This window comes from Chryseobacterium sp. SSA4.19, from assembly GCF_022601875.1.
In the GTDB taxonomy this organism is placed as follows: domain Bacteria; phylum Bacteroidota; class Bacteroidia; order Flavobacteriales; family Weeksellaceae; genus Chryseobacterium.
This window is the reverse complement of sequence record NZ_JAKVIP010000033.1, coordinates 1-14,830: the sequence shown is the minus strand read 5'-3', so window position 1 is coordinate 14,830 and position 14,830 is coordinate 1. Positions and strand designations below refer to the sequence as shown.

Below are 14,830 nucleotides of genomic sequence, written 5' to 3'. Positions count from 1 at the left end.
TGAAAAAATCACTTGTAATAAGTCATATTAAAGTTTAATAGAATGTTTGCATTTTCACTAGACACTAAAGAAGAAACTGACATCATCACTTATATTGATGATGTCAAAAATCTTGAAAGCAGTAAAAGCAATATGGGTTATCGGGAGTTACGATTGATAAATGTTCATGAAATTGAAAACCTAAAATATAAAATTGAAGAATCCATCAAGATTTATGATAATCAAGGCTTTATTCATCTGCTTGATGAAAACAATTCAATTGTTACTTCAACTTTTATAAGTAATATTAGAATCATTAAATCAAAACACCATAATATTACATTAAGTGGATATGTTTGGTTTACCCCAAGAGGTTTCCATAAAGCATGGCAAATGTACCTGGACAATAAAATCACCGAAAAAAATATCTGGAAAACATTTAATAAAGATGAACTACAGGGATGGATTGTTTTTACAGGATGTCTTCAAAAACCTCAAATCTACAAAGAGAATCTTATCATCAATATTGACGGTAATAATTTTCATAATCTGGATGGATTTTACTGTTCGATCGGCGAAGAGGTAAATGGAATTGCAGGATATTTCGGAAGACAGTTATATTCTTTCTATAATTGTTTACATGGAGATTTCGGAGTAAAATGTATTTTAAAAGTGATTTGGACCAATCATTTAAGAAGCAAAAAACTTTTAAAAAATAATTACAATAAAATAATTGATATTTTTAAAAAATATAATATAAAAGTTATCCTTAAATAATCAAAACAATTAATGACGAATATCTAACTTAATGCATATCATCATAAATCCTTACCAGATCCACTACGCTTTTGGCCTGTAATTTTTCAAAAATTTTCTTTTTATAGGTGCTGATGGTAGACATTTTTAGATTCAGGCTGTTTGAAATTTCAATATTTCCATTGCCTTCTGCCAAAAGTTTGAAGATCTGAAACTCACGGTTGGAAAGTCTCTCTATGGAACGGCTTTCCGTGGATTGTGCAACCATTTTTTTCATCATATCAGCGGTATGATAATATCCTTCTTCAAAAATTCCCGACACGGCGGATAAAATTTGTGATTCCGAAGCACCTTTATTAAGATATCCGGCTGCTCCTTCTTCTATATATTGCAATCCAATATTTTCATCGTAAGCCGCAAACACTAAAATTTTAAGATTTTTCTGATTTTTTATGAGTTCCTTTACCATTGCTTTAAAAATACTTTCCGGAATATCAATATCAATAATCAGCAGATCATACAGGTGGTCAGAAACTTTATTTTTTGTTTCAATAAAGGTCTCGGCAAAATCTATTTTGCACGCATACTGAAGTTTTGATTTCAATATCATAGCGATACCTGTACGTACAACATAATGACCATCAGCAATAAGTATTTTTTTCATAGTGTTTAGTTTACATAAAATCTTCTAAAACAAGGCAAAATTTATTTTTAAATTATTTACATTTTCAATACAAGTTACAGACCAAATACCACGATATGATGATTGCTTTTATGATGGATGTCCTGACCTTTTATTTTAATCCTAGAAATTTCAGATTAAGAGTGTATGCATAATTCCTGAGACTGCTTAACTAGTAAGCATCCTGCAGTTTTATATTGCTCTGCAAATAATTTTTACAAAAATAACACATATAATAATCACTGTCCTGTAGAATTATGACTATAAAAAAATCATAATATTTAATATATTTTCTTAAAAAACAGTAAATACCTGTAAATCCTATTTTTAAAACACATTGACCATTATATGAAACCTATTTAAATCATACTATTACAGAATAAAAAAGATCACTCTGAAAGGTATCTATAAATAAAAAAACAGACCTTCACAGATCTGTCTAAAAAAATATATTTTTTAATGCTTATTCTACACTGATTACTTTTTCAATTTCCGGCGCATGTTGTTTGATGGTATTTTCAACTCCAAGCTTTAACGTAGAGAAATTCAATGAACATCCTGAACAGTTTCCCAGAAGCTTTACGTAAACTAGGTTGTCTTTTACATCAATCAGCTCAATATCACCCCCGTCTTTATTTAAAAACGGCCTGATGCTTTCCAAAGCTTCCATTACTCTTGTTACGGTATCTTCGTGCGTTATATTTGTTTCCATATTTTTCAATTCGATTCGGTTTTTCAGATGTTGAAAATAATTATTTTGCTTTTGGCGAACATCCCGCCATCGTGGTAATCTTTACCGCTTCTGTAGGAGGAAGGTTTTTATTTCTTTCAACTAGGCTTTCTACCATATTACGGGCCGTTTCCATATAGATCTCAGCAATTTCAGACCCTTCCTGGAGAGCAGCCGGTCTTCCTACATCTCCCGCCTCTCTGATGCTCTGGATTAAAGGAATTTCTCCCAATACAGGAATTCCCAGATCTTCTGCCAGATATTGAGCGCCCTGTTTTCCAAAGATATAATATTTATTCCCAGGTAATTCTTCCGGTGTGAAATACGCCATATTTTCGATAAGCCCAAGAACAGGGATGCTGATGCTCTCCATCTGGAACATTGCAATACCTTTTCTTACGTCTGCGAGTGCAACATGCTGAGGCGTACTTACAATGACCGCACCCGTCACCGGAACCTCCTGAATGATTGATAAATGGATATCACCTGTTCCCGGCGGCAAATCGATCAATAAAAAATCCAGCTCACCCCATGCTGCATCCCTGATCATCTGATTCAAGGCTTTGGAAGCCATAGGACCTCTCCAGACCACCGCCTGGTTCGCTCCTGAAAAATATCCGATTGAAAGCATTTTTACCCCGTAATTCTCAACAGGCTTCATCAGGCTCTTTCCGTTAACTTCTACAGAAATTGGCTTTTCACCTTCCGTATCAAACATGGTAGGAACCGAAGGCCCGTAAATATCAGCATCCAGCAAACCTACTTTAAAACCCATTTTCGCTAATGTTACTGCTAAATTAGCGGCAACTGTAGATTTTCCTACGCCTCCTTTACCGGAAGCAACGGCTATAATATTCTGAATTCCTGAAATCTGTTTTCCTTTGATCTGGCTCTGCTGAATTTCGCTGGGCTCAGGAGACAATATTTTCAATTTCAAATGAACTTCTTCTCCAAATTCACTCGCGAAAGCCTGTTTCATGGCAGCTTCCAGCTTTTTCTTCTCATGCATGGCCGGTGAATGAGCGGTCATATCGATATACACGTCATTGCCCATGATCTGAAGGTTGTTCACCAAATCATCAACTTCTATTTCTTTAAGGAAACTATGAACCTTTTCTTTCGTCAACATAAACTAAATAAATTGTTTACAAATTTACGAAAAATTAACCTATTTAGACTTAATAAAAAGACTGATAGATATTATCTTTTGCAGAAATACATTAGTGAAAATTATTGCAGCATAATGCCATTTGTATGAATATTCACTATTAATAGTATTTGATACAAACAATTATTTTATATTTATCAAACCTGTTACTGACATTGTCTCTAATTACTGCTTCTAAACTTAAATTATTTCTTACTGTTTTAAGGACTGTTTGACCTCATGTAATAATTAATGAAATTTCATTAGATTTGTTACCATCCTCTACAAAGTAAAATCCTATTAAAATAACTAATGAACGCTAAAAAATTTATCTTGGCTTTCTTTCTGGCCTCCTTCTGCATACAGGCCCAAAATTATTCAAAATATGTCAATCCTTTCATCGGGACTGGCGGCCACGGCCATACATTTCCCGGAGCTATAGTCCCTTTCGGAATGGTACAGCTTTCACCGGATACCAGGATTGACGGAAGCTGGGACGGTTGCAGCGGATACCACTATTCCGATTCCGTGATCTATGGCTTTTCGCACACCCATCTCAACGGGACTGGCGTTTCAGATTATGGAGATATTATGCTGATGCCGACTATGGGAAATCCAGGCCTGAACAGCAAAGATTATTCTTCAAAATTTTCGCATAAAAATGAAAAGGCAACAGCAGGGTTTTATTCCGTTAAGTTGGATAAAAATAATATTGATGTACGTTTGACCACCACTAAAAGAGTCGGTTACCATGAATATACCTTCAACAATGCCGGAAATGCAAACATTATTTTAGATTTAAACCACAGGGATAAGCTGCTTGAGGGTGAAGTAAAAATTATTGATGAAAAAACCATAGAAGTTTTCCGGAGGAGTGAAGCCTGGGCAACCAATCAGTATATTTATGCAAGAATTGAGTTTTCAAAGCCAGTAAAAATTTCCAGGAAAGAAGTGAATGGAATACAGGAAAATAATCATTTTACGGGAACAAAATTAGCCCTGGCTTTTTCTACAAAGGTAAAAAAGGGTGAAAAAATCAATGTGAAAGTAGCCATTTCGTCCACAGGTTATGAAGGTGCCGGAAGAAATATGCTGGATGAAGGAAAATCCAATGATTTCGAATCGATCCGGAAACAGGCAGTTGCCGATTGGGATAAAGAGCTCTCAAAAATCGAAGTAAAATCAGCGGATAAAGATAAGCTGAGTATATTTTACACTGCAATGTACCATGTCTTTATACAGCCCAATATTAACATGGATGTTGACGGAAAATACAGGGGTAGAGACAATAAATTTTATATGGCGAAAGGTTTTGACTACTATTCGGTCTTTTCACTTTGGGATACTTTCAGGGGAGCACATCCTTTAATGACGCTCATCGACAGAAAAAGAACGGCAGACTTTATCAATACCTTTATCAAACAATATGAGCAGGGCGGAAAACTTCCGGTTTGGGAACTAGCTTCCAATGAAACAGAATGTATGATCGGTTATCATTCAGTATCCGTAATTGCTGATGCTATGGCAAAAGGAATTACTGGTTTTGATTATGAGAAAGCTTTCGAAGCCTCTAAACATTCTGCGATGCTGGATATCTTCGGGTTGAATGCTTATAAACAGAATAGCTTTATCAGCATCGATGATGAACATGAAAGCGTTTCCAAAACAGTGGAATATGCATATGACGACTGGTGTATTGCACAAATGGCAAAAATTTTAGGTAAAAAAGAAGATTATCAGTATTTCATGAAACGTTCCCAGAACTGGAAGAATCTCTACAATCCGAAGAACGGGTTTATGCAGCCAAGGAAGAATGGAAACTGGTATGAACCTTTTGAACCGAGAGAGGTCAATAACAATTATACCGAAGGAAATTCCTGGCATTATTCTTATTCCGTACAGCAGGATATTCCGGCCTTGATTGCCGCCCACGGGGGAAAAGAGAGATTTGAACAGTTTATTGATGCTATTTTTTCTGCACCGGATCAGACCACAGGTAGAGAACAGGTAGACATTACAGGACTCATTGGTCAATATGCCCAGGGTAATGAACCCAGCCATCACATCGCTTATCTCTATAATTATGTTGATAAGCCTGAAAAAACAGATGCCAAAATCAAATTTATCCTTGATAATTACTATAAAAACACACCGGATGGCCTCATCGGGAATGAAGACTGCGGACAGATGAGTGCCTGGTATATTTTAAGTTCGATGGGAATTTATTCCGTGACTCCGGGATTGCCGGAATGGCAGACGACAAAGCCTTATTTTGAGGAAGTGAAAATCCATCTGGAAGACGGAACAATGAGAACGATCACAAAAAATACAGGCAGAGAAGAGCTTAAGAAACTAGGATTTGAAAATGTCAAATCATTCAAAGATTTTAAATATGATGAACTCATAGCCACTCCTGTGATTGCTGCTGACAGACTTTTTGATTTGAATACAAAAGTCACCATCACTCCACTTAACCAGGATGATAAAATTTACTATATGACGATGGATGAAGGAGATGCCAATGTAAGAAAAATGTTCATCCCTTATAAAGGTCCGTTCACGATTACCAAAACAACTCAGGTATCTGCCTATTCTGAAAGAAAAGGTGAGAAAAGCTCTGTGGGCAGAGCTGATTTCAACAGAAGGCCAAACCATTGGGACATCACCATTAACTCAACCGTCAATCCGCAATACACCGCTGGTGGAAAATTTGCAGTCATTGACGGTATCAACGGGGCAATAAACTGGAGAAAAGGCGAATGGCAGGGATACCAGGGGCAGACTTTTGAAGCGGTTATTGACATGAAGTCTCCGCAACAATTTACTCAATTATCATCCACTTATCTTCAGGACAGCAGAGCATGGATCTTGATGCCGAAAAAAGTAGAATACTATGTTTCTAATGGTAAAGATTATATCTTGCTTAAAACGGTAGAAAATACAATTAATCCGAAAGATGAAACCGTACAGATAAAAGAGTTTGCAGCAGAAGTTTTACCGACACAGGCAAGATATGTAAAAGTAAAAGCTTATCATTTCGGTAAACTTCCGGACTGGCATCAGGGAGCCGGTGGTGAAGCGTATATTTTTATAGATGAGATTTCTGTGAAATAACAATCAATATTTAACAGCAGCGCCTCTTTCGTATGAAAGAGGCGCTGCTGTTATTAAGAACCTTGTGAATGTATTATAGACATTAATCCTGATTTAATATAGAAGAACATTAAATCTATTATTTTAATTTATCATTTCCGACCAGTCTACTCCTTCAGGCAGTTCTTTATCTGAAAATTCGATGTGGATCACTCTCCGCCGTTTTCCATTAGTTGTCCGGTTAGATCCGTGAAGAAGCAAAGGTTTCATAATCATAATTCCGCCCTTTTCCACCTTGCAGATTTCTTCGGTTTCAATAGTCCAGTCAATGGTCTCAGGCCTGTAAATACCTTTGGCATGAGATTTTGGAATCACTTTTAAAGCACCGTTGTTTTCATCCGTATCATCCAGATGAATACGTATGGTATAGATATTTTCAAGAATATCCAATGGCGGCTGAACGGCAAACTGGTTCTGTTTTGTTGTCCATGGCCCGAAGTTTTCCAAGTCCAGTTTTCTATCTACAGAAATCGTCAGGTCCTGATGATAGGCAACATACCAATTTGAGGTTTCAGGCTTATCAAAATAAATACTTTTTACAGCAACATATTTTTCACCGAAAATTTCTTTAACAATGGTTTTAACAGCATCATTGAAAATCAAATGTCTGATATCGGGAATTTCCTTTAGAAACTGCCTGATGGCAAACAGGTCTTCCGATTTTCTGAAGGTTTCTTTTGAAGTATCTATATGTTGAATGATTTCACCAATTCTTTCAACTTCTTCATCAGAAAAAACAGCATTGATCACAGTGAATCCGTTTTCTGTCATTAAGTTTTTGTGCTGTTCTAAATCCATCATTTAATTAATTTCTATTAAAAATGGTCAATAATGAGCTGTACAACATATTCTCATTATTGACCATCATTATCAGCCTCTGCTACATTAATATATTAAATTACATATCCCCGCCATGGTTATCCAACTGACCTTCCCATTTGGAAACCGCTGAGGTGGCCAAAGCATTCCCAAGGACATTGGTCATGCTTCGTCCCATATCGCAGAAATGGTCGATCGGCAAAATTAAGGCAATCCCTTCTGGCGGAATCCCGAACATGGAACAGGTCGCTACAATAATAACCAGAGATGCTCTCGGCACTCCGGCAATTCCTTTTGAAGTCAGCATCAGAACCAATAGCATCGTAATCTGTTGCCCGACGGTCATTTCGATTCCGTAAATCTGAGCAATAAAAATAGAAGCAAACGTCATGTACATCATACTTCCGTCCAGATTGAAAGAATATCCCAAAGGTAAAATGAATGAGACCACTCTGTTGTTACATCCGAACCTCTCCAGTTCCTCTACTAATTTCGGGAATACCGCTTCAGAACTTGTTGTTGAAAATGCGATCAGTAAAGGTGATTTTATCCTTCTTAATAATTCGAAAAGGCGGTTTCCAAGGATTAAATAGCCAACGAGCAATAAAACCAGCCAAAGGATTCCCAGTGCAAAAAAGAAATCTCTTAAGTAGATTGCATATACTTTAAATATCTCAAAACCATTGGTGGCGACTACGGCAGCTATGGCTCCCAAAACCCCCAACGGAGCAAACCACATAATATACCCCACCATTTTCAGTATTCCGTGCGCAACAATGTCGAATAATTTAATGACCGGCTGGGCATATTCTTCTCCCATGTTGGCCAGCGCTACCCCAAACATCACAGAGAATACAACGATCTGCAATACTTCATTAGTCGCAAAGGCTTCAAAGATACTTTTAGGAATAATGTGTTTTACAAAATCTTCTATGGAAAAACCTTTGCTGCTTTTCAGCAATTCCTCCGCAGAAGCGGCATCCTGGATCGGAAGCTTGGTGACGTGGCCCGGTTCAAGCCAGTTTACCAGCATTAAACCGATAAAGAGAGAAATCAGAGAAGCAGAAATAAACCAAAGCATCGCTTTCGTCCCTACCCTTCCGATCATTTTAATATCACTCATTTTAGCAATTCCCACTACCAACGTTGTAAACACCAAAGGTGCAATAATCATCTGTACCAGTCTGATGAAAACGGTTCCTAAAAGCTTTATATTTTTAGAAAAAGGCTCCGCACTTTCCGGATATCGGGTATGTACGAATCCACCGATGGCCACCCCGATGATCAATGCAATAATAATGGCTATAAATAGTTTATTCTGTCCTTTCATATCAATAAATCAAGTTTCGCAAATATAATATTTTTACAATTGGTACAGGATTTACTTTACTACCATAAAATTCCAGGAACATATGAAGTATTTTAAAATTAAAACACTGATTTTCAAAAAATTATATTAAATTTCATTCTTGATTAATTTCTTTTTATTTATTTGGTATACATTTTACTGTTATATTTACCTGTATTAACAACATTAACAAAATATACAATTATGAAAAAAACGATCGCAATGGCTGCCTTGGCTGTAGCCGTATCCTTCGGGTCGGTTTCGTGTAAGAAAAAAGTTTCTGATGCCGATCTTCAGACTCAGGCTACTACGATAGTAACATCCAATCCAAGTGCTTCCGTAGAAATAAAAGACGGTGTTGCTCACCTGAGCGGAACGTTTGAAACACAAGAAGCCAAAGACTCGATGATTAAGCAGCTGAAAGCCATCAACGGCATCAAAGATGTTCATGATATGTCCACAGTAGCTCCTGCTGCTAAGGTTGCTCCTCCGGTTGAAACACAATCTGCCGTAGACCCTGCCGTACAGCAGAAAGTAAAGGATGCGGTAAAAGATATTCCCGGGGTAAAAGTAGAAACCATAAACGGTGAACTGACTTTAACAGGAAATATTTCTTCTTCTGATGCCCGAAAAGTAAAAGAATCGGTAGATGCTTTGAAAGTAGGAAAAGTAAATTATAATTATACCGTAAAACCTTAAATCATAAAAAAACATGAGCACATTACAAGATAAATATTCAAGCGTAGTTTCTGCGGCCAAGTCTGCAGGAATCTCTGATTTGCAGGTTCAGGAGCAGGACGGAATTTTATATGTTTCGGGAAGCGCATCAAATACAGCTGCAAAAGATGCCGTATGGAATGCACTTGGAGCTATTGATTCATCCTATTCTGCATCCGACATCAATATTGATGTTCAGGTTTCAGGTCTTGCTGCAGGAGCATCTCTAACCGTAGCAACGGATGAATCAAACTTAAATATCAGGCAGGAGCCTTCAACAGAAGCGGCTGTTGTAGGAAAAGTTGAAAAAGGATCTTCTGTAACATTAGTAGAACAGACTTCTGATGACTGGTGGAAAGTAAAAACCAATAACGGACAGGAAGGTTATGCGTATTCAAGATATTTAAAGGCTTAATACGAAAGATTTACCTTATTCAAAATACAGAACATCCCAAAATATGGGATGTTTTTTTATATTAAAGGCTTATTTAACAAATTATTTAAAATTACCCCTGTAACATTAACGCTATTTAACTATTCATGCCCTTTTGCAGCCATGTTTTTTTTATATTTTTGCGGCTCTAATAACCTAAACTTAAATGAGGAAACTATTATTGCTGCTGTTATTTGTATTCAATTTCACCATTCTGAATGCTCAAAAATTAAATATTAACGGAGAAGTTCACAACTTTGAAAAAAAACCGCTGGAGAATGCGACGGTTTATCTTCTCAAACAAAAGGATTCATCTATCGTTAATTACACCGCCACAAACAGAGAAGGCAAATTTTCTTTAAAAACGGATGAATTAAATGAACCAGTCCTTCTGAAAGTAGATGCTGACAAATTAATGTCTTATTCTAAAAGCTTTGAAAAGATTGATCAATCATTTTCCCTCGGAGCAATTGAGCTTGAAAAAAATTCTATCACCGACATTGAAGAAGTAAAAATCACCGCTTCGCCTGTAAAAATTAAAAAAGACACCATCGAATTCAATGCTTCCTCTATAAAAGTCCGTCCTGACAGTAAAATTGAAGAGCTGTTAAAGCAGATTCCGGGGGTTGAAATCAGCAATGAAGGAAAAATTACCGTCAATGGGAAGGAAGTGGATCAGATCATGATCAATGGAAAACCATTTTTCGACAAAGACGGGAAAATTGCATTGCAAAATCTTCCAGCTGACATTATAAAAAGCATCCAGTTTACAACCACAAAAACCAAAGAGGAAGAATTAACGGGAAAAGCTTCGAAATCGAATAATGCTACGATCAACTTTAATATTGACGAAAAGAAAAACAAAGGTCTGATTTCAAGACTGACTTTAGGCTACGGATCCGATAAACGATACGAAGGGAGCGGACTGTTAAGTTATTTTAAAAATGATACAAAAATCAGCATATTGGCTTCATCAAACAACATCAATTCACAGGGATTTTCAAATGATGAAATTTTTGACAGTATGGGAAGGGGAAGAAACTCATGGCTGATGCAGGGATCTTCTATTGTCAGAAGCGGCAATTCAATGTATTATGTTCAGGGAGGCAATAATAAAGGAATTCAGCGGTCTACTACCGTTGGTTTGAATTACAGTGACAAATTTGGCAAAGACGCAGATCTGGAAAACATCAGTTTAATCCATATCGATAATAATTTAAAAACAAGATCCAAAGTCTCCCGCACCACCCTTCTGCCTGATTATACTTTGAAAACCAATTCAGAAAGCAACGGCGAGAATGACTCCAAGCAATATAATTTCGATATCGCTGCCAGGATCAGGCTGGATTCCCTGACAAGCATTTATTTTTCTCCGACATTTTCCAGGTCGGAAGGCTTTACTTACAATAACCTGAAATCATCGACTTTAAGAGATAATGTGCTTCTTAATGAAAGCAATTCATATACAAGCTCCGACTCTGAAAACAATTCCTTTACACCCAATATTTACTTATCTAAAAAATTCAGAAAAAAAGGAAGAGTAGCGTATGCCAATATGAACGGAGCCATATCCGAATCTAAAAATAATGATCTGAACAGGTCACAATCCGTTTTTTATCAGAGCACAGGCCTAAATGACAACAGAAACCAGTTGTTGGAAAGAAAAGAACAGAATTCAAATTACCGTTTCAGTGCAGGATATACCGAACCTATTTCAGATTCTGTAAATATAAGTCTGGGACTGGAATATAATTCACAGATTTTCAATAACCTGAGAGATGTTAATGATTTCAATGAGAACTCAGGAAATTATTCGAACTACAACACCCTTCTGTCCAATGGGATGAACCAGAAGATCAATCAGTTTGCCCCGGAACTCTCTTTTGAAGTCAATAAGAAGAAAATTAATGCATGGGGATCCGTAAGCGCAGAATTTTCTGACATGAGTGTAAATTCTGTTTATAACGCTCAGAATTATAACCTGCAGAAAAATTTTATCCTTCCCAAATATAATCTGGGAGCACGCTACCAGTTTTCGCAAAACAAAAGTCTGAGTTTATATAATTTTTCAGACTATACGGTTCCGAGGGCGGAACAGCTTACACCCTACCTGGATTTTTCCAATCCATTGATTACTTTCCAGGGTAATCCCGATCTTAAAAATACGTGGAGCAATATGGCATATCTTTATTTCAATAATTTTAATATGGTAAAGAATATCAATTACTATTTAAATATTGGGTTTACTTATCGAAATAATGACATTACCAATTATTCATTTTATGATGAAGATGGAAAACAGCATGTAACTTACGCCAATATCAGCGGAAATAAGAATTTTAATGCCGGTGGAAGTTTCAGCAAAACCTTTAAATGGAAGGAAAATAAATTAACCATCAACCCAAGATTCAATATGGTGTATGCATTAAATAAAGGATTTATCAATGGGCAGGAATATGCAAGTAATTATTTCACTTTGAGCCCGGGACTGAACTTCACATATGAAATAAAAGAAAAACTTACTATAAAACCATCTTACTCATTAGGATATAATTTATCAAAATATAAAAACTACAGCATTGATGAGGTAAGCACAAGTACTCAGACTTTAAAAATAGAACTTACCAATTATTTTTTACAAAGCAGGCTGGTTATAGGGAATGACTTTGAATATAATACCAATACCAATATTGCTCCCGGTTTTAAGAGAGATTTTTATTTCTGGAATACAAGTGTCGGTTATTCATTTTTCAATAAACAACTTACGGCAAAAGTCAAAGTATATGACGTTTTAAACCAAAACCAAAGTGTCAGAAGAACCATTTCAAGCGCGTATTTTGAAGACCGTGACGATCTTATCCTGAAACGTTATATCCTGTTTTCCCTGACGATGAAACTGAATAAATTTGCAGGCAAGAAAATGAAAGAAAAATAAGACCAACAAAATTTCACATCAGGATTAAAATTCGTGAAGAGTTGTAAATAATCATCTGAGTTAATTCACGAAACAGATGATACGTTTACATTTTAAGATATATAAGACATTAATAACGGCCGGAATTTTCTTCCGGTCTTTTTTGTTTCTGAGCAGATTGTTTCTAAATTAGCATCAAATTTTATCTAATGAAGATTCATTTTTCAATGTTGCTTATTTTCCTTTTTGCTTTGGGGAATTCACAGGACAAACAGCCTCAACCGGACACTTTTGTAAAAGACCACTTTATTAAAAAGGAAATGTATATTCCGATGCGGGACGGGACAAAACTTTTTACTTCAGTGTATATTCCTAAAGATATTTCCAAAAAAAATAAATACCCGTTCCTGATGCAGCGTACCTGTTACAGTATTGCGCCGTACGGTGAAAATGAATACAGAACAAAGCTCGGACCGAACCAGTATCTCATGCGGGAAAAGTATATTTTCGTCTTTCAAGATGTCAGGGGAAGATATATGAGCGAAGGCACTTTTACCAATATGACTCCACAGGTTGATCATAAGACCAAAAAAGATGTCGATGAAAGTACAGATACGTATGATACTATTGATTGGTTAATCAAAAATATTAAAGATAACAATGGAAAAGTCGGACAGTACGGAACTTCATATCCCGGATTTTATACCGCTGTCGGCATTCTGGCCCAACATCCCGCTTTGGTGGCATCTTCTCCGCAGGCTCCGATTTCAGATTTCTGGAATGATGATTTTCTTCATAACGGAAGGTTTATGTTAGGATATTTCAGGACATTCCCGGTTTTCGGAGTTCAGAAAACAAAGCCTGAAAATAAAGCGTGGTATACAGATTCCATGATTAAAGTGACTTCTGAAGACGGCTTGAAATTCTACAGGGATATGGGAACGTTGAAAGACGGTTATGAAAAATACTACAAGGACAACTTCTTCATGACAGAGATTATGGACCATACCAACTATGATGAGTTCTGGCAGAAAAGAAGCCTTCTGCCTCACCTAAAAAATGTAAATCATGCGGTGATGACTGTTGGAGGATGGTTTGATGCGGAAGATTTATCAGGACCGTTAAATATTTATAAAACGATTGAAAAAACAAGTCCGAAAGCTAAAAATACCATTGTGATGGGACCTTTCTCGCATGGAGCTTGGGCCTACGAACAAGGAAAACATTTCCATAACCAGATTTATTTCGGAGACAGCATAGCTACGTATTATCAGAAAAATATTGAAACAAAGTTTTTCAATCATTATTTGAAAGGGAATACCAAACAGGATGCCGGATTGCCGGAAGCTCTGATGTATGATACAGGTGCAAAACAATGGAGAGAATTTGCAACATATCCGTCGAAAGAAGCACGGAAAATAAATTTCTATTTATCAAACGGAACTTTAAAAAATACTTCAGGTTCAGGTAGTTCAGAATATTACAGTGATCCTAACAATCCTGTTTTAAGTTCTGATAATCTGAAAGACTTCAATGGTTTCACTCCAAGAAATTACATGTCGGAAGATCAGAGATTTGCAGAGGGAAGACCTGATGTTTTGACGTTTACAACCGATGCTTTAAGTGAAGATATAACTTTTGCCGGGGAAATTATGGCTAAATTGAACATCGCTTCCACATCTACTGATGCAGATTTTGCAGTCAAGCTGATTGATGTTTATCCTGAAGACTTCAAACCTACAGAGAAAAAAGACGGCGTAGTGTACGGCAATTACCATCAGATGGTAAGAAGTGAAATTATGCCGGCACGGTTCAGGAATTCGAGAGAAAAAGCGGAAGCATTGGTTCCAGACCAGAAAACTGCCGTGAATTTCAGGCTGCAGGATGTGGTTCATACCTTCAAGAAAGGGCACAAAATCCAGATCCAGATTTCTTCAACCTGGTTCCCGCTTTTCGCTGTTAATCCGCAGAAATTTTTAGACAATCCCAATTTTGCCACGAAAGAAGATTACACAAAAGCGTTGATCAAAGTTTTTGAAGACAGCTCCATCGAAGTTGAGGTTTTAAAATAATCGAAAGAGGCTGTCCAAAAAGGGCAGTCTTTTTTATGCGGCTAATTTTTTATAGTTTAAATAATGTTCTGTTTTTTTGC

General features: G+C 36.6%; 11 protein-coding genes. 6 read left to right on the top strand and 5 right to left on the bottom strand.

The annotated features are described in order from the left end of the window. Window positions 1-42 precede the first annotated feature (42 nt). Window positions 43-756, top strand: coding sequence for a barstar family protein (locus MKJ01_RS17165; RefSeq protein ID WP_241615439.1), 714 nt, complete (start codon window positions 43-45; stop codon window positions 754-756). A gap of 28 nt (window positions 757-784) precedes the next feature. Here the strand turns inward: MKJ01_RS17165 and MKJ01_RS17160 are convergent, their stop codons facing one another. From MKJ01_RS17160 to MKJ01_RS17150, 3 genes are all read right to left on the bottom strand, one after another. Then, window positions 785-1,399, bottom strand: coding sequence for a response regulator transcription factor (locus MKJ01_RS17160; protein WP_241615440.1), 615 nt, complete (start codon window positions 1,397-1,399; stop codon window positions 785-787). A gap of 481 nt (window positions 1,400-1,880) precedes the next feature. Next, window positions 1,881-2,129 carry a NifU family protein gene (locus MKJ01_RS17155; RefSeq protein ID WP_051289253.1) on the bottom strand — a complete coding sequence of 83 codons (249 nt, stop codon included), beginning with the start codon at window positions 2,127-2,129 and terminating at the stop codon, window positions 1,881-1,883. 40 nt (window positions 2,130-2,169) lie between these two features. Further along, a complete protein-coding gene (locus MKJ01_RS17150) occupies window positions 2,170-3,276 on the bottom strand; it encodes an Mrp/NBP35 family ATP-binding protein (protein ID WP_241615441.1) in 1,107 nt (368 codons plus the stop codon). A gap of 330 nt (window positions 3,277-3,606) precedes the next feature. Here MKJ01_RS17150 and MKJ01_RS17145 point away from each other — a divergent pair, with 330 nt between their 5' ends. Continuing rightward, window positions 3,607-6,408: a GH92 family glycosyl hydrolase gene (locus tag MKJ01_RS17145; RefSeq protein WP_241615442.1), complete on the top strand. Its 2,802-nt coding sequence runs from the start codon at window positions 3,607-3,609 to the stop codon at window positions 6,406-6,408. A gap of 123 nt (window positions 6,409-6,531) precedes the next feature. On the opposite strand, the gene MKJ01_RS17140 is transcribed toward MKJ01_RS17145, so the two are convergent. Together MKJ01_RS17140 and MKJ01_RS17135 are read right to left on the bottom strand one after the other, a co-directional pair. Continuing rightward, window positions 6,532-7,248 (bottom strand): phytanoyl-CoA dioxygenase family protein, encoded by a 717-nt coding sequence (locus MKJ01_RS17140; RefSeq protein ID WP_241615443.1) that lies wholly within the window; start codon window positions 7,246-7,248, stop codon window positions 6,532-6,534. Window positions 7,249-7,345: 97 nt separating this feature from the next. Further along, window positions 7,346-8,596 carry a dicarboxylate/amino acid:cation symporter gene (locus tag MKJ01_RS17135; RefSeq protein WP_241615445.1) on the bottom strand — a complete coding sequence of 417 codons (1,251 nt, stop codon included), beginning with the start codon at window positions 8,594-8,596 and terminating at the stop codon, window positions 7,346-7,348. 222 nt (window positions 8,597-8,818) lie between these two features. Between MKJ01_RS17135 and MKJ01_RS17130 the strand changes: the two genes are divergently transcribed. The 4 genes from MKJ01_RS17130 (at window position 8,819) to MKJ01_RS17115 (ending at window position 14,750) form a co-directional block, all read left to right on the top strand. Beyond that, the gene (locus tag MKJ01_RS17130; RefSeq protein WP_241615447.1) at window positions 8,819-9,313 is read left to right on the top strand and encodes a BON domain-containing protein; all 495 of its coding nucleotides are present in this window, start codon (window positions 8,819-8,821) and stop codon (window positions 9,311-9,313) included. A 13-nt stretch (window positions 9,314-9,326) separates the two neighbouring features. Further along, on the top strand, window positions 9,327-9,746 hold the full coding sequence (locus MKJ01_RS17125) for an SH3 domain-containing protein (RefSeq protein WP_241615448.1): 420 nt from the start codon (window positions 9,327-9,329) through the stop codon (window positions 9,744-9,746). A gap of 184 nt (window positions 9,747-9,930) precedes the next feature. Continuing rightward, window positions 9,931-12,699 carry a TonB-dependent receptor gene (locus MKJ01_RS17120; protein WP_241615450.1) on the top strand — a complete coding sequence of 923 codons (2,769 nt, stop codon included), beginning with the start codon at window positions 9,931-9,933 and terminating at the stop codon, window positions 12,697-12,699. A gap of 188 nt (window positions 12,700-12,887) precedes the next feature. Continuing rightward, a complete protein-coding gene (locus MKJ01_RS17115; protein ID WP_241615452.1) occupies window positions 12,888-14,750 on the top strand; it encodes a CocE/NonD family hydrolase in 1,863 nt (620 codons plus the stop codon). Window positions 14,751-14,830 lie beyond the last annotated feature (80 nt).